The organism is Nocardiopsis synnemataformans (assembly GCF_965343085.1).
Classification (GTDB): Bacteria; Actinomycetota; Actinomycetes; order Streptosporangiales; family Streptosporangiaceae; genus Nocardiopsis; species Nocardiopsis alborubida.
Genome location: NZ_CBDRFA010000065.1, coordinates 1 through 17258 on the forward strand (window position 1 = coordinate 1; position 17258 = coordinate 17258).

At 72.9% G+C, this 17258-nt stretch carries 16 protein-coding genes; 4 read left to right on the forward strand and 12 right to left on the reverse strand.

Features of this window, described 5'->3' with window-relative positions; translation table 11 throughout:
• Positions 1 to 122: 122 nt before the first annotated feature.
• From pgl to tkt, 5 genes are all read right to left on the reverse strand, one after another.
• A complete protein-coding gene (gene pgl, locus ACSIH6_RS29080; protein WP_435111521.1) occupies positions 123 to 869 on the reverse strand; it encodes a 6-phosphogluconolactonase in 747 nt (248 codons plus the stop codon).
• On the reverse strand, positions 866 to 1792 hold the full coding sequence (locus tag ACSIH6_RS29085; protein ID WP_435111522.1) for a glucose-6-phosphate dehydrogenase assembly protein OpcA: 927 nt from the start codon (positions 1790 to 1792) through the stop codon (positions 866 to 868). Before ACSIH6_RS29085 ends, pgl begins: the two co-directional genes overlap by 4 nt.
• A gap of 28 nt (positions 1793 to 1820) precedes the next feature.
• Positions 1821 to 3374 carry a glucose-6-phosphate dehydrogenase gene (zwf, locus tag ACSIH6_RS29090; protein WP_435111560.1) on the reverse strand — a complete coding sequence of 518 codons (1554 nt, stop codon included), beginning with the start codon at positions 3372 to 3374 and terminating at the stop codon, positions 1821 to 1823.
• 128 nt (positions 3375 to 3502) lie between these two features.
• The gene (gene tal, locus ACSIH6_RS29095; protein ID WP_435111523.1) at positions 3503 to 4609 is read right to left on the reverse strand and encodes a transaldolase; all 1107 of its coding nucleotides are present in this window, start codon (positions 4607 to 4609) and stop codon (positions 3503 to 3505) included.
• A 99-nt stretch (positions 4610 to 4708) separates the two neighbouring features.
• The gene (tkt, locus tag ACSIH6_RS29100) at positions 4709 to 6802 is read right to left on the reverse strand and encodes a transketolase (RefSeq protein ID WP_435111524.1); all 2094 of its coding nucleotides are present in this window, start codon (positions 6800 to 6802) and stop codon (positions 4709 to 4711) included.
• A gap of 678 nt (positions 6803 to 7480) precedes the next feature.
• On the opposite strand from tkt, the gene ACSIH6_RS29105 reads away from it, so the two are divergent.
• Complete coding sequence (locus tag ACSIH6_RS29105) at positions 7481 to 8446, forward strand: heme o synthase (RefSeq protein WP_017567602.1); 966 nt, start codon at positions 7481 to 7483, stop codon at positions 8444 to 8446.
• Between the two features lie 169 nt (positions 8447 to 8615).
• Here the strand turns inward: ACSIH6_RS29105 and ACSIH6_RS29110 are convergent, their stop codons facing one another.
• On the reverse strand, positions 8616 to 9014 hold the full coding sequence (locus tag ACSIH6_RS29110) for a hypothetical protein (RefSeq protein ID WP_435111525.1): 399 nt from the start codon (positions 9012 to 9014) through the stop codon (positions 8616 to 8618).
• A gap of 224 nt (positions 9015 to 9238) precedes the next feature.
• On the opposite strand from ACSIH6_RS29110, the gene ACSIH6_RS29115 reads away from it, so the two are divergent.
• Positions 9239 to 10525: a PrsW family intramembrane metalloprotease gene (locus ACSIH6_RS29115; RefSeq protein ID WP_435111526.1), complete on the forward strand. Its 1287-nt coding sequence runs from the start codon at positions 9239 to 9241 to the stop codon at positions 10523 to 10525.
• Here ACSIH6_RS29115 and ACSIH6_RS29120 read toward each other — a convergent pair.
• The 4 genes from ACSIH6_RS29120 to ACSIH6_RS29135 all read right to left on the reverse strand — a co-directional run bounded on the left by ACSIH6_RS29120 (position 10461) and on the right by ACSIH6_RS29135 (position 13501).
• A complete protein-coding gene (locus ACSIH6_RS29120) occupies positions 10461 to 11573 on the reverse strand; it encodes a COX15/CtaA family protein (protein WP_435111527.1) in 1113 nt (370 codons plus the stop codon). The genes ACSIH6_RS29115 and ACSIH6_RS29120 overlap by 65 nt on opposite strands.
• A gap of 211 nt (positions 11574 to 11784) precedes the next feature.
• Positions 11785 to 11979 (reverse strand): hypothetical protein, encoded by a 195-nt coding sequence (locus ACSIH6_RS29125; protein WP_435111528.1) that lies wholly within the window; start codon positions 11977 to 11979, stop codon positions 11785 to 11787.
• A 169-nt stretch (positions 11980 to 12148) separates the two neighbouring features.
• Positions 12149 to 13096, reverse strand: a complete 948-nt coding sequence (locus tag ACSIH6_RS29130; protein WP_435111529.1) for an EamA family transporter — start codon at positions 13094 to 13096, stop codon at positions 12149 to 12151.
• A gap of 6 nt (positions 13097 to 13102) precedes the next feature.
• The gene (locus ACSIH6_RS29135) at positions 13103 to 13501 is read right to left on the reverse strand and encodes a hypothetical protein (protein WP_435111530.1); all 399 of its coding nucleotides are present in this window, start codon (positions 13499 to 13501) and stop codon (positions 13103 to 13105) included.
• A gap of 123 nt (positions 13502 to 13624) precedes the next feature.
• On the opposite strand from ACSIH6_RS29135, the gene ACSIH6_RS29140 reads away from it, so the two are divergent.
• Positions 13625 to 14317, forward strand: a complete 693-nt coding sequence (locus ACSIH6_RS29140; RefSeq protein WP_435111531.1) for an RICIN domain-containing protein — start codon at positions 13625 to 13627, stop codon at positions 14315 to 14317.
• Between the two features lie 64 nt (positions 14318 to 14381).
• On the opposite strand, the gene ACSIH6_RS29145 is transcribed toward ACSIH6_RS29140, so the two are convergent.
• The gene (locus tag ACSIH6_RS29145) at positions 14382 to 15221 is read right to left on the reverse strand and encodes an ABC transporter permease (protein ID WP_435111532.1); all 840 of its coding nucleotides are present in this window, start codon (positions 15219 to 15221) and stop codon (positions 14382 to 14384) included.
• The gene (locus ACSIH6_RS29150; RefSeq protein ID WP_435111533.1) at positions 15221 to 16162 is read right to left on the reverse strand and encodes an ABC transporter ATP-binding protein; all 942 of its coding nucleotides are present in this window, start codon (positions 16160 to 16162) and stop codon (positions 15221 to 15223) included. Before ACSIH6_RS29150 ends, ACSIH6_RS29145 begins: the two co-directional genes overlap by 1 nt.
• A gap of 308 nt (positions 16163 to 16470) precedes the next feature.
• Between ACSIH6_RS29150 and ACSIH6_RS29155 the strand changes: the two genes are divergently transcribed.
• Entirely contained in the window at positions 16471 to 17247 is a 777-nt protein-coding gene (locus ACSIH6_RS29155; RefSeq protein WP_435111534.1) for a helix-turn-helix transcriptional regulator, read from the forward strand.
• The last annotated feature ends 11 nt before the right edge of the window (positions 17248 to 17258 follow it).

Consider the following 17258-nt stretch of genomic DNA (forward strand, 5'->3'; position numbering starts at 1 on the left):
GAGAGCGCTCCCCTCCCACGCGGACCTCCCGGAGGGGACGCCCGCCCGGCGGGGGAACGGGCGCCGCGCGCACGACCGCCCCGGCCGGATCCGGCCGGGGCGGTCGTCGGTGACGGGGCGGGCTACAGCTTCGAGGCCGCCGCCTCGTCCACCCAGAACACGGTGCGCTCGGAACCGCGCGCACCGGCCACGGGGGCCTCGTCCACGCTGCCCCCGGCCAGGCCCAGCCGCACGGCCTCGGCCTTGCCCTCGCCCGAGGCCAGCACCCACACCTCGCGGGCCGTCCGGATCGACGGCAGCGTCAGGGTGATCCGCTGCGGCGGGGGCTTGGGCGAGTCGTGCACCGCGGCCACCGACGCCTCGTCCTCGCGCACCCCCGGCAGGCCCGGGAAGAGCGAGGCCACGTGCGCGTCCGGGCCCACGCCCAGCAGGCACACGTCGAACACGGGGACCGGCCCCTGGGCCCGCGCGGCCACCGCCAGCTCCCGGCCGTAGCGGGTGGCGGCGTGCTCGACGTGGTCGCCGTCCATCCCGTCGGAGGCGGGCATCGGGTGCACGTTGTGCGCGGGCACCGGGACCGCGTCGATCAGCGCCGCGCACGCCTGGGTCTCGTTGCGCTCGGGGTCCTTGTCCGGCAGGAAGCGCTCGTCGCCCCACCACAGGTGCACGTGCGACCAGTTGATCCCGGCCTCCCGGGCGTGGTCGCGCACCGCCTCCAGGGTGCGGATGCCGATCCCGCCCCCGGTCAGCACCAGGTGGAAGTCGCGCCTGTCCGCCTCGGCCTGGACGATCATGTTCACCAGCTTCAACGCGACGCTGTCGGCCAGCGCCCCCGCGTCGGAGTGGCGGACGATCTCCGGTTCGCTCATCCTCGTGCTCCGCTTCCGGAGAGCAGTGGCTCCAGGTGCCTGGCCGCGCTCTCGTAGATCTCGTCGGGGTCCAGACGGCGCAGTTCCTCGGCCAGGGCCCCGGAGGCGGCGCGCCGCGCCAGGGCCACCGTCTGGTCGGGCTGCCCGAACCGCGACAGCGTGGCCACCCGGCCGTCCACCCGGGAGATCGCGATGTCCCCCTGGTCGGTGGTCAGGCGGACCTCGGTCAGGCCGGGACCGTGCGAGGTCTCGCGGGCCACCGGCACGTCCAGCCGGTCCGACAGCCACGCCGCCAGCAGTTCGGCGCTCGGGTAGTGCGACTCGGCCGTCACGCTGGCCGAGGTCACCCAGCCGCAGGGCTGGTCCATGGCGCTGGCCAGCAGCGAGCGCCACGGCGTCAACCGTGTCCAGGTCAGGTCGGTGTCGCCCGGGCTGTAGTGGGACACTCGCTCCAGCAGGTCGCCCACCGGGTCCGGGGCGCGCAGCGCGTCGGTGATCCGACGCTGGGCCAGGCGGCCGATGGGGTCCGCGGCCGGGTTGGCCGGGCCCACGCCCGGCCACCACACCACCACCGGCGCCTCGGGCACCAGCAGCGGGGTGACCACCGAGTCCGCGTGCCCGCCCAGCGGCCCGTACAACCGCAGCAGCACCGCCTCGCCGGGTCCCGAGGTGCCCGGGCGGCGGATCTCGGCGTCGATGGCCGGTTCGGCGTCGGGGTCGCGCCGCACCAGCGCCACCACGCGCGAGGGGTGCTCGCGGCCCGCCTCGGTGGCGGCGCGCACCGCGTCGTAGTGGTCGGCCTCGTCGGTGACGATGACCAGGGTCAGGACCATGTTCATGGCACCGCCGCCCACGCTGAGCCGCTCGGCCATGAGCGCCTCGGTGATCTGCGAGGTCGTGGTGCGCGGCAGGTAGAGCGTCATCGGTTCCTCCAGGCGGGGTCGTGGCTGGTCACGGGCGCCGCCACTGGCGGCCGTCCCTGGAGAGCAGCTGCTCTGCCGACTCCGGGCCCCAGGTGCCCGAGCCGTACTGCTCGGGCTGGCCCGCCTTGGCCCAGTACTCCTCGACCGGGTCCAGGATCCGCCAGGACAGCTCGACCTCCTCCTGGCGCGGGAACAGCGGCGGGTCGCCGATGAGCACGTCCAGGATGAGCCGCTCGTAGGCCTCGGGGCTGGCCTCGGTGAAGGACTGCCCGTAGGCGAAGTCCATGCTCACGTCGCGGACCTCCATGCTGGCCCCCGGCACCTTGGAGCCGAAGCGCAGCGTCACGCCCTCGTCGGGCTGGATGCGCAGCACCAGGGCGTTCTGTCCCACCTCACTGACGTCGGTGCGAGGGAACAGCTGCTGCGGCGCGGCCTGGAACACCAGCGCCACCTCCGTCACCCTGCGGCCCAGCCGCTTGCCGGTGCGCAGGTAGAAGGGCACGCCCGCCCAGCGCCGGGTGTCCACCGACAGCTTCAGCGCCGCGTAGGTCTCGGTCACCGAGTCGGAGGGGATGCCCTCCTCCTCCAGGTAGCCGCGCACCGCCGCGCCGCCCTGCCAGCCCGCCGCGTACTGGCCGCGCGCGATGCCCGTGGACAGGTCCTCGGGCAGTGACACCGACGCCAGCACCTTCTCCTTCTCCGCGCGCAGCGCGTCCGCGCTGTAGGAGATGGGCTCCTCCATCGCCACCAGGGCCAGCAGTTGGAGGAGGTGGTTCTGGATGACGTCGCGGGCCGCGCCGATCCCGTCGTAGTAGCCCGCCCGGCCGCCCACACCGATGTCCTCGGCCATGGTGATCTGTACGTGGTCCACGTAGCTGCGGTTCCACAGCGGCTCGAAGAGGGTGTTGGCGAAGCGCAGGGCCAGGATGTTCTGGACCGTCTCCTTGCCCAGGTAGTGGTCGATGCGGAACACCGACGAGGGCGGGAACACGTCGTCCACCACCGCGTTGAGGTCCCGGGCGCTCTCCAGGTCGTGGCCGAAGGGCTTCTCGATCACCACCCGCCGCCACGGCCGGACACCGCCCTCCGAGGCCTGGTCCTCCTCGGGCTCGGCCAGCCCGCACCGCTTGAGCTGCTTGACCACGGTGGGGAACAGCTTGGGCGGCAGCGACAGGTAGAACGCGTAGTTGCCGCCGGTGCCGCGCTCGGTGTCCAGGGTGCGCACGCAGTCGGCCAGGCGGTCGAACGCGTCGTCGTCGTGCAGTTCGCCCTGGACGAACCGGACGCCCTCGCTGAGCTGGCGCCACACGTCCTCGCGGAACGGGGTGCGCGCGTGCTCGCGCACCGCCTGGTAGGCCTCGTCGGCGAAGTCCTGGTCCTCCCAGTCCCGGCGGGCGAACCCCACCAGGCCGAAGCCGGGCGGCAGCAGCCCCCGGTTGGCCAGGTCGTAGATGGCCGGCAGGAGTTTCTTGCGTGCCAGGTCGCCCGTGACGCCGAAGAGCACCAGCACGCTGGGTCCGGCGATGCGGGGCAGTCTGCGGTCCAGGGCATTGCGGAGCGGGTTGGGTACCGCTCCCGGCATCACCGGTTCTTTCAAGTTCCCGTCTTTCCTGTCGAGAGTGGCCGGTGGGACGCTGGGCGCCGTCCCCGCCGGGGGCGGGAGGACGGGCGGGAGGGGCGGCCGTCCCGTCGCCGGGACGGCCGCGCGGTTCAGGACAGCTTGTCGAGCTTGGCCGAGAGCGCGTTCAGCAGGCTCTCCCAGGACTTGACGAACTTGTCCACGCCCTCGTCCTCCAGCACGGCGAACACGTCGGTCAGGTTGATCCCGGCGTTCTCCAGCGCGGCGAAGTCGGCGCGGGCCTGCTCGTAGGTGCCCAGCACGGTGTTGCCGGTGATCTCGCCGTGGTCGGCGGTGGCCTCCAGCGTGGCCTCCGGCATCGTGTTGACGGTGTCGCGCGCCACCAGCTGGGAGACGTAGAGGGTGTCCTCGTAGGAGGGGTCCTTCACACCGGTGGACGCCCACAGCGGCCGCTGCGGCGTGGCGCCGTGCTCCTCCAGGGCCTTCCACTCGGGGGAGGCGAAGACCTCCTCGTGGGCCTCGTAGGCCAGGCGGGCGTTGGCCAGCGCGGCGCGGCCCAGCAGGGACAGCGCCTCGTCGGTGCCGATCTCCTTCAGGCGCTTGTCGACCTCGCTGTCCACGCGGCTGACGAAGAACGAGGCCACCGACTGGATGCGGGACAGGTCGTGGCCGTTGGCGCGGGCCAGCTCCACCCCCTCCAGGTAGGCGTCCATCACCTGGCGGTAGCGCTCCAGGGAGAAGATCAGCGTGACGTTGACGCTGATGCCCTGGCCCAGCGCCTGCGTGATCGCGGGCAGGCCCGCGGCCGTCGCCGGGATCTTGACCATCAGGTTGGGCCGGTCCACCATCCACCACAGCGCCTTGGCCTCGGCGACCGTGCGCTCGGTCTCGTTGGCCAGGCGCGGGTCCACCTCCAGGGAGACGCGGCCGTCCACACGGTCGGTGGAGTCGTAGACCGGGCGCAGGGTGTCCGCGGCCCAGCGGATGTCGTAGGTGGTGATCATGCGGACCGCCTCCTCCACCGACACGCCCCGCACGGCCAGCTCGTGCACCTGCTGGTCGTAGGCGTCGCCCTCGGAGAGGGCCTTGTCGAAGATGGTGGGGTTGGAGGTGATGCCGACCAGGTTGCGGGTCGACATCAGCTCGGCCAGGTTGCCGGAGCGCAGCCGCTCCCGGCTCAGGTCGTCCAGCCAGACGGACACGCCCGCCTGGGACAGGTCGCGGAGTGCGTTGCTCATGGGTTCTTCCGCCTTCCTGGGGGGCGGAGTGCCGCCCCCGGTCACACACGTCAAAGGAGGACGGGCCCCGCCGGGATCCTCCGGCGGGGCCCGCCGGGGTCAGCCGCCGGCCCTGGCGATGGTCTTGCGGGCCGCCTCGACGACCGCCTCGGTCGTGAAGCCGAACTTCTCGTACAGGACCTGGTACGGGGCGGAGGCTCCGTAGTGCTCCAGGCTCACCGACTCGCCGGCGTCGCCGACGTACTGGCGCCAGCCCAGGGCGATCCCGGCCTCCACCGACACGCGGGCGCGCACGGAGGAGGGCAGCACCTGCTCGCGGTACTCCTCGCTCTGGCGCTCGAACCACTCCACGCACGTCATGGACACCACGCGGGTGGGCGTGCCCGCCTCCTGGAGCGCCTTGCGGGCGTCCAGGGCGATCTGCACCTCGCTGCCGGTGGCCATGATGATCACCTCGGGGGCGTCCCCGTCGGCCTCGGCCAGCACGTAGCCGCCCTTGACCGCGCCCTCGGCCGAGGCGTACTCCTCGCGGTCCAGGACGGGCAGGTTCTGGCGGGTCAGCGCCAGCGCGGACGGGCGGTCGCCCCGCTCGATGACCGAGCGCCACACCACGGCGGTCTCGTTGGCGTCGGCGGGACGGATCACGTCCAGGCCGTAGATGGCGCGCAGCGCCCACAGGTGCTCGACCGGCTGGTGGGTGGGGCCGTCCTCACCCAGGCCGATGGAGTCGTGCGTCCACACGTAGGTGACCGGCAGCTGCATGATCGCGGCCAGCCGGACCGCGGGGCGCATGTAGTCGCTGAAGACGAGGAACGTGCCGCCGTAGGGCCGGGTGGGACCGTGCACGGCCATGCCGTTGAGGATCGCGCCCATGCCGTGCTCGCGCACGCCGAAGTGCAGTACGCGCCCGTAGGGGTTGCCAGGGAACATGCTGCTGGCGCGGTCGAAGGGCAGGAAGGACGGCTCGCCCTTGGGCGTGGTGTTGTTGGACCCGGCCAGGTCGGCCGAGCCGCCCCACAGCTCGGGCAGCAGCGGAGCGAGGGCCGAGAGCACCTCGCCGCTGGCCTTGCGGGTGGCCACGCCCTTCTCACTGGGCTCGAAGGAGGGGACCGCCTTCTCCCAGCCCTCGGGCAGCCTCTTCTCGACCAGGCGGTCGAACAGCTCCGCGTTCTCCCCGGCGCTCTCGTGCCAGGCCCTGAACTCGACCTCCCAGGCGGCGCGGGCCTCGCGGCCCCGGTCCACGGCGCGGCGGGTGTGCTCGATGACCGCGTCCTCGACGCCGAAGGGCTCGTCGGGCAGTCCGAGGATCGCCTTGGTGGCGGAGATCTCGTCCTGGCCGATGGCCGCGCCGTGGATGGCGCCGGTGTTCTGCTTGTTGGGCGCGGGCCAGCCGATGACGGTGCGCAGGCGGATGAAGGTCGGGCGCTCGGTCTCGGCCTTGCCGCGCACGATCGCCTGGAACAGGGCCTCGACGTCCTCGACGTACTCGCCGGTGGCGCTCCAGTCGACCTCCTCCACGTGCCAGCCGTAGGCGCGGTAGCGCTCGGCCACGTCCTCGGAGTGCGCGATGCGGGTGTCGTCCTCGATGGAGATCCGGTTGTCGTCCCAGATCATGATGAGGTTGCCCAGCTGCTGGGTCCCGGCCAGGGCGCTGGCCTCGTGGCTCACGCCCTCCTGGACGTCGCCGTCGGAGCAGAACGCGTAGATGTGGTGGTCGAAGGGGCTGGCGCCCGGACCGGCCTCGGGGTTGAACAGGCCGCGCTCGCGGCGGGCGGCCATGGCCATGCCGACCGCGTTGCCCACGCCCTGGCCCAGCGGACCGGTGGTGGTCTCCACCCCCGGCGTGTGGCTGAACTCGGGGTGGCCGGGCGTGCGGCTGCCCCACTGGCGCAGGCCCTTGAGGTCGTCCAGCTCCAGCCCGTATCCGGCGAGGTAGAGCTGGATGTACAAGGTGAGGCTGGAGTGGCCGATCGACAGCACGAAGCGGTCACGGCCCGTCCACTCGGGGTCCGAGGGGTCGTGCCGCATGATCTTCTGGAAGAGCAGGTAGGCGGCGGGCGCCAGGCTCATCGCGGTGCCGGGGTGTCCGTTACCCGACTTCTCGACCGCGTCCATCGCCAGCGCCCGGACCGTGTTGACGGCGCGGAGGTCGAGGTCCGACCACTCCAGGGTTTGCGGGGTGTGGGCGTTCACGGACTTTCGTTCTCCTTCTCGGGCACCCCCCGCGCCCGGCGGCCGGAGCACGGGGTGTGTCGGTTGCGTTCGTTCTCGAACCGCCGCCGGGACCCGGTCGGCCCGCCGCGGGGCGGGGCCGAGTACTGCGGGAACGCGCACCCCCGGCTGTTCAGGGCGCGGACGCGGCGTCCCCGGGCGACGGCCGTCGCGGGCTGGAGACCACGACGGATTCGGCCACGATCGAGCCTATCGTCCGCTACCCAGGATGTCGTTGCCCGACACCTCTCATTACCGGCTGGTAGGGGCCTCGGCGCCGCCTGCCGCGCGAACACGGGTGGCGCGGTCACGGGTGCTGCGCCGCGGTGCGGGGGGTCGCGGGCGGTGCGTGGCGGGCTGGAAGCCCGTCGGGGCGTGTGCGACCCTTCAGTGCACCCGGCGGACCCCCGCCCGCATCCCGGCCCGAGGACCAGCGGTTTTCCTTGTGAGGGGGCTGGTCTCAGGCGCGCGCGAGGAAGTACTACAGTATGTCGTTGACGGGGTTTCCGCCGATCCAGACGCTTTGTCGGTCCGCCGGCCCCCGCGTGGCGAGCAGTGTCGAAACCCCTAGAGTTGTCGAGGTATCCGCGTGTCTGAAACCGAGCCGGTGGCCCCCGGGGGGACGCGAGAGAACCGTCCGGCCGTGAGGACCGGATACTGATGGCCCTCACCAACCGCGCTCCGCGGACGAACCCGGACGGCGACCGGCCCCAGGCCCCCCGCAGGGCCTCGCTGGGCGCCCACGTCCGCGCCTACGTCGCCCTTTCCAAGCCCCGCGTCATCGAGCTGCTGCTCATCACCACCATCCCGGTGATGTTCGTCGCGGCCGGGGGAGTGCCACCGCTGTGGACCGCGGTCGCCACCCTGGTCTTCGGCACCATGTCGGCGGCCAGCGCGAACGCGATGAACTGCTACATCGACCGCGACATCGACCGTGAGATGCGTCGCACCCGCCAGCGCCCCGGCGCGATGGACCTGGTCACCCCGCGCGGAGCCCTCGTCTACGGCCTGGTGCTGGCCGTCGGCTCCACCGTCGGGTTCGCCCTCCTGGTGAACGTGCTCTCGGCCGTGCTGTCGGTCTTCGCGATCCTGTTCTACATCTTCGTGTACACGCTGCTGCTCAAGCGGCGCACCGCGCAGAACGTGGTGTGGGGCGGCATCGCCGGGTGCATGCCGGTGCTCATCGGCTGGGCCGCGGTGACCAACAGCCTGGACTGGGCGCCGTTCGTCCTGTTCCTGGTCGTGTTCTTCTGGACGCCGCCGCACACCTGGACGCTGGCCATGCGCTACAAGGAGGACTACGCGCAGGCCAAGGTGCCGATGCTGCCCGTGGTCGCCACCGACCGCCGGGTGCTGCTGGAGTGCGTGCTCTACAGCTGGGCCACCGCGATCGTGTCGGTGCTGTTCTGGCCGGTGGCGGGCACCACCTGGTTCTACGGCGCGGTCGCCGTCGCCCTGGGCGCGCTGCTGGTGGTCCAGGCGCACCGCCTGCTCAACCGCTCCCGCGCGGGTGTGACCGGCGCGCAGCTCAAGACGATGGGCTTCTTCCACCTGTCCAACGGCTACCTGGCGCTGCTGTTCGTGGCGGTCACCGTCGACCCCCTGATCGCCGGCGTCCTGGGCTGAGCCCGCCCCCGTACGTCCGCCTGTGGGCGGCGCCCCCTCGGGGCGTCGCCCACAGGCGTTTCGGCCGTCACCGGCGGCCGTGCCGTCCCGGCCTGACCGCCTGACCGCCTGACCGCCTGGTGGGCCGGGCCGCCCGGACCTCTGTTCCGCCCGGATGGCCGCTCCGCCGTCAGGGCCTGCGCCAGGCCAGCACCGCCGACCACACCGCGACCCCGGTCAGGGCCAGAGCCAGGGGGACGTGCGCCTGGACCAGCCCGTAGCTGCCCAGCGCCGCCTGAGCGAAACCGAGCGCTAGGGCCAGCAGGCTGACCAGCAGGACCAGTCCCGGCGTACCCGCGGCGCGGCCCGAACGCCGCCAGTACCAGAACGCGGCCACCGCCTGGAGTCCCGCCGCCACGTGCGTTCCGAAGGCGCCGTAGTAGTGCAGCGGAAGCGCGTCCGTGTTGAACGTCACCAGCTGCCCGGCCGTCGAGCCCTCCCACAGCAGGGCGGCCAGGTGCAGGAGTACGGCCGCGCGTAAGGCACGCAGCGGGCCAGCGGTGTCGGGGGTCGTGGTCGCCCGGTCCATGCGCGGCTCACCTTCGGTTCGGGGTCGGGGACGGCTTCGGTTCCCCGATCCTCGCGCATGCCGGACACGGAGCACCACCGGAGGCCCGACGTGGGGCCCTTCCCCGGTCCGCCTACCCCCCACAGTCCTCCCCACGACCCGCTGACTCTCCCCCTCCGCCCCTCCCCGCGGTCGGTCGGGGGCGAAAGCCGTGGTCGGACCGGTTCCCGCTACGATCGGTGCCCATGCCCCGTCTCGACAGCAAGGCCATCCTCCAGGGCCGACGCTCGCGCTACTCGATGACCCTCATCCTGGGCACCACCGTCAGCGTGGTCTGCATGATCGGGATGCTGGTCTACCTGTGGCTGCTCGCCCTGGCCGGGGGAGCGGCCGCCGGGATCGACGGAGGGCTCGGCTTCGCCGTCAGCCTCGTCGCCGCGGTCATCCCCGTGTGCATCCTCGTGCCGCTCATCCTCATGCTCGACCGGATCGAGCCCGAGCCCGGCTGGGTCCTGTTCTTCGCCTTCGCCTGGGGCGCGGGCGTGGCCGTGGTGGCCTCCCTGCTGCTCAACAGCTGGGGCCTGGCCCACGTCACGGTGCCGCTGTTCGGCCGGGACCTGGGCGACTTCCTGGGCACGTCGGCGGTGGCGCCGCTGGTGGAGGAGAGCGCCAAGGGCGTGGTGCTGCTGATCCTGCTCTGGCGGCGCCGCCACGAGCTGGACACCTTCACCGACGGGGTGATCTACGCGGGGATGGTCGCCACCGGCTTCGCCTTCACCGAGAACATCCTGTACTTCCTCAGCGCGTTCTTCGACGGCACCCTGGTGGCCACCTTCGCCATCCGCGGGCTGATCGCCCCGTTCGGGCACCCGGTCTACACCGCGATGATCGGCATCGGCGTGGCCTACGCCGCCATGCGTTCCGGAGCCCTGCGCCTGCTGGCCCCCGTCGCCGGGTGGGCCGCGGCGGTGCTGCTGCACGGCATGTGGAACGGGTCCACCTACTTCGGCTGGTCCGGCCTGGCCGTCGCCTACATGGTGCTCTTCGGCGTGCTCATGGCGATCCTGGCGCTGGCCACCCGCGACCGCCACCGCCAGGTCGGCGCGATCGCCCGCCATCTGCCGCCCTACGTCTCCACCGGACTGGTCACCCAGGCCGACATCGCCATGCTCAGCTCCCTACAGGGGCGCCGCCGGGCCCGCGAGTGGGCGGCGCGCAACGCCGGTCGCAGGGGCCGCGAGGCGATGCGTGAGTACCAGCTCGCCGCCACCGAGCTCGCGCTGCTGCACCGCAGGCTGGACGCCGGACTGCCCGCGCCCGACTGGAAGGTGCACCGGGACTCGTTCCTGGCGCTGATGCACGTGGCCCGGGACACCTTCCTGGGACGGATGCCCCAGCCGGTCGCCCCGGGCTGGGCGGAGAACCCCACCGACTCCGGCTTCCTGCGCCGGGCCGACTTCGCCCACGTCATCGCCCAGACGCGGGCCCAACAGGACTACGTTCCCCGTCACGGTCAGCAGGGCCCTCGCTGAGCTCCTGTCCCGGCGGAACCAGACGCGTGGTGGAGAAGTACAGGCGGCAGATCGCGACCCAGGTCAGGGCCGAGCCGAGGACGTGCAGGACCACCAGGGCCTCGGGCAGTTCCAGGGCGTACTGGGTGTAGCCCAGGGCGCCCTGGAGGATGACGGTGACCAGCAGGAACAGGCTGCTCCTGCGGACCGGCCGCCGGGTGCCGCTCCGGAAGGCGATGACGGTGGCCAGCAGGGCCCCGGCCGTGGTGAGCCAGGCCAGTGCGGAGTGCAGGCGCGTGACCGCCGCCAGGTCGAACCCCCAGCGGGGGGCCGCGGCGTCGCCGCCGTGCGGGCCGGTGCCGGTGACGACGGTCCCGGCGACCAGCAGTACGAAGCCGACCACGACCAGCCCGATGCTCAGGGCGTGCAGCATCGGGCCCACGGACACCTGCGGCTTGCCCTCGGGCTCCTGGCAGCGCACGTACAGGGCGACCGTGATGAAGACCATCACCATGGACAGCAGGAAGTGCGCGGCCACGGAGGCGGGGTGCAGGTCGGTCCACACGGTGATGCCGCCGACCACGCCCTGTCCCAGGACGCCGAACGGCACGATGGCGGCCAGTCGGACCAGGTCGCGGCGGCGCGGGCTCATCCGCATGACCGCGACGAAGGTGATGACGGCGACCGCCAGTACGACGAAGGTGAGCGTCCGGTTGCCGAACTCGATGGCGGCGTTGAGCGCGGCGTGCCCGGTGTCGATGGGCACGAAGCTCTCCGGCGTGCACCTGGGCCACTCCGAGCAGCCCAGGCCCGAGGAGGTGACGCGCACGGTGGCGCCGGTGACGGCGATCCCGGCGTTGACGACGATGTTGCCGAGCGCCCAGGCCCGCAGCGACCGCTGGGTGGGCGTCCAGATCGTGCGCGCGAGCAGCACCAGCGCGAGCACTCCGGCGGCCGCGACCGCGATCTGCCAGCCCCACAGGGGGAATCCGAGAAGGGAGATGTCCTCCGCCGCGGGCGGGGGGACCGAGTTCGCGGCCAGCACCGCGGAGGCCGGGGAAACAGACATACGACAGACTGTAGTACATCGCTCCGGGGACTGGTGCCCACCCCCTGCGCAGTCTCCCACCTGCGCCGACGCCGCCGCTCCGGCACAGGGGGAGGGGGCGCCCACACGTGGACGCCCCCTCCGCGAGAGTGGGACCCGTTCTCCCGATCGGCCCGATCCCGGGGCTCGTCGGTTCGGGAGGGCCCGCCCCCGCCGACCGCTCGACGCGGTCCTAGCCGGCGTGGTTGGAGATGCACTGGGTGAGCAGGTCCAGGTCCAGGTTGATCAGACCGAGAAAGCCCTGCTCCTGCACGCACGCCTGGTAGACGTCCGTGTCGTTCTCACCCGCGGAGGCGGTCCCGAACCCCATGCCGAGCAGGCCGGCGGTGAACAGGGCGGTCATCATCATCTTGGCGGTGGTGCGCATGGCTTTCCCTTCGAGTGCGAGTGGTCGAGCCGTTTGGCTGACCCACCAGGACAGATAACCATTTGTGTCTATTCGGAAACGCTGGGTAGCAAAACTCCTGCCCTCGACCTTCCGAACAGGCCGTCCCAACGGCCCCGCTCCGGACACGACGGCTCCGGCCCTCGCCCGCCTACCGCTCCCCGGGACCCTCGCGCGGCGGTCCGGTGGACGCGCCGTCGGCCTTGCGGCCGCCCTCGCCGTCGCGGGCCGAGGTGCGCGTGGAACCCGCGCTGGCCGCGATCACGCAGGCCACCGCGAACCACTGCCACACGGTCAGCAGCTCACCCAGCACCACCAGGCCCACGAGCGCCGCGGCGGCGGGCTGGAGGCTCATCAGCACCCCGAAGACGCGCGGCGGCATCCGGCGCAGCGCGCTCAGCTCCAGCGTGTAGGGCACCACCGAGGACAGCACGCCGACCACCAGGCCGAACAGCAGCAGGCGCCAGTCCAGCAGGGCCGCGCCCCCCTCGTACACGCCGATCGGCGCCATGACGACCACGCCGACCACGCTGGCGATCGCGAGCCCGGACGCGCCGCTGAACCGCTGGCCCGTCGACGCGCTGAGCAGGATGTAGCCCGCCCACGCGACCGCCGCCAGCACGGCGAACAGGATGCCCAGCGGGTCCATCGAGCCCGACTCCAGCCCCAGCGCGACCACGCCCAGCCCGGCCATGCCCGCCCACAGCAGGTCGATCCGGCGCCGCGATCCCAGGATCGCGATGGTCAGCGGCCCCAGGTACTCGATGGTGACCGCGATCCCCAGCGGGATGCGGGCGAAGGCCTGGTAGATGAGGAAGTTCATCATCGCCAGCGCGACGCCGTAGCCGACCACCACCAGCCAGTCGCCGCGCGAGCGCGCCCTGAGCACCGGTCGCGCCACCAGGACCAGGAGCACCGCCGAGGTCAGCAGCCGCAGCCACACGACCGCGGCCGGGGGCAGGACGTCGAAGAGGTTCTTGGCCACCCCGGCGCCGGTCTGCACCGAGACGATGCCGACCATCACCAGCCAGACCGGTGGTACCGCCTCCACCGCGCGGAGCGGGGAGAACGCTGCCTTGGGGCGGGACGGAGTGCTCATGGGCATTCATCCTACGTTTTCGGGGGTCCTCTCCGTCTCCCCGGCCCGCGCCCGGCCCCGGTTCTCCCGCCTCCGGCTCCGGCCCTCCCGGGCCCGCGCCGCCCCCGGAGCCCGGGCCACGACCGCGGCCAGCAGCAGTCCCCAGGCCGCCGTCGCCACCGCGGGCTGCGCCAGGGTCATGACCAGCCCGTGCACCGTCTGGTCCGCCCGGCCGGTCAGGAGCTGCACCCCGATCCACAGGAACGGCAGCGCCGCCGCGAGCAGGTTCACCAGCAGCGCGGCCCACACCAGCCCGGGCCGCGCGGGCCGCCGCCACACCACCAGCGCGCCGCCCGCGACGAGCAGGAACAACGGCGGACCGAGGTAGCGGACCGCGATGAACCAGGGGACTCCGAACGCTTCCATGCCCGGACCCTATCGAGCCCGCGCCAGTGGTGGGCGAACGTGCACCAAACCGGCAAAGTGGTGTGAAATGGTCCGGGCCGCGGATCGACGCGGCCCCCGCCGCAGCCCGCTGGAGTGTCCTCGATGTCCCGACGCCGTGCCCGTTCCCCCCGCGCCCACGAACGGTACGTCCCCCGCTGGCCGCTCCTGGCCGGAGCCCTGGCACTGCTGTTGGTGGCCCTCGTCGGCGGCTACACCGGGGGCCTGCTCGTGTCCGGCGGCGACCAGCCCGAGGAGCCGGAGATGACCACGGCATCGGGCATCCTGGTCCAGCCGCCCGGCGCTCCCGAGGCCGAGGAGCCCACGGAGGAGCCGTCGGAGGAGGAGGTCGTCCACCCCGCGGGTCTGGACCCCGCGCTCGTCTACGCGCTCCAGAACGTCCACGGCGGCCGCGTCATGGACGTCGCGGGCACCTCCACCGCCAACGGCGCGCCCGTCCACCTGTGGGACCGTCACGACCAGACCAACCAGCAGTGGCGCCTCATCCCCGTGGACGGGGGCTTCTACGAGATCGAGGGCGTGGGCAGCGGCAAGCTCCTGGAGATCCCCGCCGACCCGGCCGCCCAGCCCGGCGCCGCGCTGCTCACCCGCACCGGCTCGCCCAACCAGCACTGGTCGCTCATCGAGGTGGGGCCGGGCGTGGTCCGCCTGGTCAACCGGGCCACCGGCCAGGCCCTGGAGGCGCAGGGCGGCGCCCCCGACAACGGCACCAGGGTCGCCCAGGCGCCCGAGGGCGGCCACGCCCACCAGCAGTGGCGCCTGCTGCCCGTGGGCTGACCCCGGCGTCCTGGCCTGTGTGACGCGTGCCCGGCTCCGGGGGCGTGGTTTCCGGGCAGCGCTGCTACTCCCAGCGGAAGAGGCGGCTGGCCAGGACACCGCAGACCAGCGCCCACACGGCCAGCACGGCGAAGGCGCCCAGGCCCGGCAGGGAGCCGTCGGCCAGGACCGTCCGCAGCCCCGAGCTGAGCGCGGTGATCGGCAGCGCCGACGCCGCCTGCTCCAGCGGGCCGGGGAAGCTGCTGGTCGGGAAGAGCACCCCGCCCAGGCCCAGCAGCAGCACGTACACCAGGTTGGCCCCGGCCAGGGTCGCCTCGGCCCGCAGCGTGCCCGCCATCAGCAGGGCCAGCGAACTGAACGCGGCGGTGGCCATCAGCACCAGCGCCACGGCCGCCAGCACGCCCGCCGGGCTCACCGCGGGCGACCAGCCCAGCACCAGTGCCACCGAGCACAACACCACCGCCTGGATCGCCTGCACGCCCAGCACGGCCAGGGTCTTGGCGGCCAGCAGGCCGAAACGCGACAGCGGGGTCGCCCCCAGCCGCTTGAGCACCCCGTAGCGGCGCTCGAAACCGGTGCCGATGGCCAGGCCCGTGAACGACGTGGACATCACCGCCAGCGCCAGCACGCCGGGCGTGAGCGCGTCCACCCGCGCCCCCTCGCCCACGTCCAGCACCGAGGTGAGGCTGAAGCCCACCAACAGCAGCACGGGGATCACCATGGTGAGCAGGAACTGCTCGCCATGGCGCAGCATGACCCGCAGCTCCATCCCGGCCTGCGCGGCGACCATCCGCCACATCGGCGCGGCCCCGGGCGCGGGGGTGAACAGCGAGGCGTCGTCGCCTCCGGACGCGGGCGCGCCAGCGCCCACCCGTGCGGAGGCGGTGGAGGTGTGCTCGTGCATCAGTCGCGCAGTTCCCTGCCGGTGAGTTCGAGGAAGACGTCTTCGAGGGTACGCCGCCGCACGCGCAGGTCCTCGGCCAGAACTCCGGCCGAGGCGCACCAGGCGGTGACCGTGGCCAGGAACTCCGGTCCGGGCGCGCCCGCGCCGCCGGGGACGACCGCGTACTCGCGGCGGCCTTCGGCGGGGCCCTGGGCCTCCACCCGGCTGCCCTCGGGCAGGGCGGCCTCCAGCAGGGCGGTGTCCACCGGGGCCTCGGTGGAGAAGCAGACCTCGCGGCGCTCCCCGGTCAGCTCGGCGGGGGTGCCCTCGGCGACCACGGCGCCGCGGTCGATGATGACCACGTCGTCGGCCAGCCGCTCGGCCTCCTCCATGTGGTGCGTGGTCAGGATCACCGCCACGCCCGCCTCGCGCAGGGCCGTCACCAGGTCCCAGGTGGCCATGCGCGCCTGCGGGTCCAGGCCCGCGGTCGGCTCGTCCAGGAAGACCAGCTCGGGGCGGCCGACCACGGCGCAGGCCAGGGACAGGCGCTGCTGTTGGCCGCCGGACAGGCGGCGGAAGGGCGTGGTGGCCACCGAGGTCAGGCCCAGCCGCTCCAGCAGCAGGCGGGGCTCGATCGGCCGGGCGTGGAAGGAGGCCATCAGCCGCAGCCACTCGGCGGCGCGGGCGCCGGTGGGCACGCCCCCGGACTGGGGCATCACCCCGACGCGGGGCTTGAGGGCGCCGGAGTCGGCCACGGGGTCCAGCCCCAGCACCCGCACCCGCCCGCCGTCGGCGCGGCGGAAGCCCTCGCAGATCTCGATGGTGCTGGTCTTGCCCGCTCCGTTGGGACCGAGCAGCGCCGTCACCGCGCCCCGGCGCGCGCTGAAGGTGAGGCCGGTGACTGCGGTGGTGGCGCCGTAGCGCTTGACCAGGTCGACGACCTCGACCGCGGCTGTGTCCATGGGCCCTGAGTCTACGTGCGGCCCGGCGGAGGGCTTCACCGCCCCGGCCGGGGCGTCGGCGGCCCGGCGGCGCGCCGAACATTCCTGTCCGTATTCCGGTACGGCGGTCTCGACATGCGGTCGTCGGGAAGGATCGCGGGCCCGTCCTTGTTCGTGTCCGGAGGGTTGCCGATGCGTGAACCCCCTGTTAGGCAAGCCTGTCCTTCGTGATCAAGTCCATGGGGTCGGGTTTGCCTCGGCGGACTTATTTACGCCACACTGATGTTGTCAAAACCAGGAGCAGCGTCAGAGAGAGGGAGGGGAAGACTGTGTCCGAGGCGTCCAGTGTGTCCCGCCCCCTGGCCGGACCGGAGCGCGGGGCCGAGACCGGCACCCGCGCACGGGTCGCGCGGCTGATCCTGGAGAAGGGCCCGGTCACCGCCTCCGCACTGGGAGAGCGGCTCGGGCTCACCCCGGCGGCCATCCGCCGCCATCTCGACAACCTGACCAGCGAGGGCATGGTCGAGGCCCGCGACGCCCGGCCCCACGGCGGGCGACGCCGCCGGGGCCGTCCGGCGCGCGTCTTCGCCATCACCGAGGCCGGACGCGACGCCTTCGTCCACGCCTACGACGACCTCGCCACCAGCGCGCTCCGCTTCCTGGCCGACACGGCCGGTCCCGGAGCCGTCGGCGAGTTCGCCCGCAGTCAGGTCGCCGACCTGGAGCGGCGCTACAAGCCCCTGCTGGACGCTGTTCCCGCGAAACAACGCGTCCGGTTGCTGGCCGAGGCCCTCTCCAACGACGGCTACGCCGCCACCGCGGGCCAGGCGCCCGCACCCGGCGGCGGCGACCAGCTGTGCCAGCACCACTGCCCCGTCGCGCACGTGGCCGCCGAGTTCCCGCAACTCTGTGAGGCCGAGATCGAGGCCTTCGCGCGGCTGCTGGGCACCCCGGTGCGCAGGCTGGCCACCATCGCCCACGGCGACGGTGTGTGCACCACCCACGTCACCCCCCGGGGCGACGTGGCGAGCGGGGAGGACGGCACCCCCGCGTCCAAGGCCATCCGCCAGGCGGCGGGCGGCCCAGTTCACCACAAGGACGTCTGAGTCCAGGAGGA

Coding starts and splice junctions, on each gene's coding strand:
- pgl (WP_435111521.1), bottom strand. CDS start 869: ATGAGCGAACCGGAGATCGTCCGCCACTCCGACGCGGGGGCGCTGGCC.
- ACSIH6_RS29085 (WP_435111522.1), bottom strand. CDS start 1,792: ATGACGCTCTACCTGCCGCGCACCACGACCTCGCAGATCACCGAGGCG.
- zwf (WP_435111560.1), bottom strand. CDS start 3,374: ATGCCGGGAGCGGTACCCAACCCGCTCCGCAATGCCCTGGACCGCAGA.
- tal (WP_435111523.1), bottom strand. CDS start 4,609: ATGAGCAACGCACTCCGCGACCTGTCCCAGGCGGGCGTGTCCGTCTGG.
- ACSIH6_RS29105 (WP_017567602.1), top strand. CDS start 7,481: ATGGCCCTCACCAACCGCGCTCCGCGGACGAACCCGGACGGCGACCGG.
- ACSIH6_RS29110 (WP_435111525.1), bottom strand. CDS start 9,014: ATGGACCGGGCGACCACGACCCCCGACACCGCTGGCCCGCTGCGTGCC.
- ACSIH6_RS29115 (WP_435111526.1), top strand. CDS start 9,239: ATGCCCCGTCTCGACAGCAAGGCCATCCTCCAGGGCCGACGCTCGCGC.
- ACSIH6_RS29120 (WP_435111527.1), bottom strand. CDS start 11,573: ATGTCTGTTTCCCCGGCCTCCGCGGTGCTGGCCGCGAACTCGGTCCCC.
- ACSIH6_RS29125 (WP_435111528.1), bottom strand. CDS start 11,979: ATGCGCACCACCGCCAAGATGATGATGACCGCCCTGTTCACCGCCGGC.
- ACSIH6_RS29130 (WP_435111529.1), bottom strand. CDS start 13,096: ATGAGCACTCCGTCCCGCCCCAAGGCAGCGTTCTCCCCGCTCCGCGCG.
- ACSIH6_RS29135 (WP_435111530.1), bottom strand. CDS start 13,501: ATGGAAGCGTTCGGAGTCCCCTGGTTCATCGCGGTCCGCTACCTCGGT.
- ACSIH6_RS29140 (WP_435111531.1), top strand. CDS start 13,625: ATGTCCCGACGCCGTGCCCGTTCCCCCCGCGCCCACGAACGGTACGTC.
- ACSIH6_RS29145 (WP_435111532.1), bottom strand. CDS start 15,221: ATGCACGAGCACACCTCCACCGCCTCCGCACGGGTGGGCGCTGGCGCG.
- ACSIH6_RS29150 (WP_435111533.1), bottom strand. CDS start 16,162: ATGGACACAGCCGCGGTCGAGGTCGTCGACCTGGTCAAGCGCTACGGC.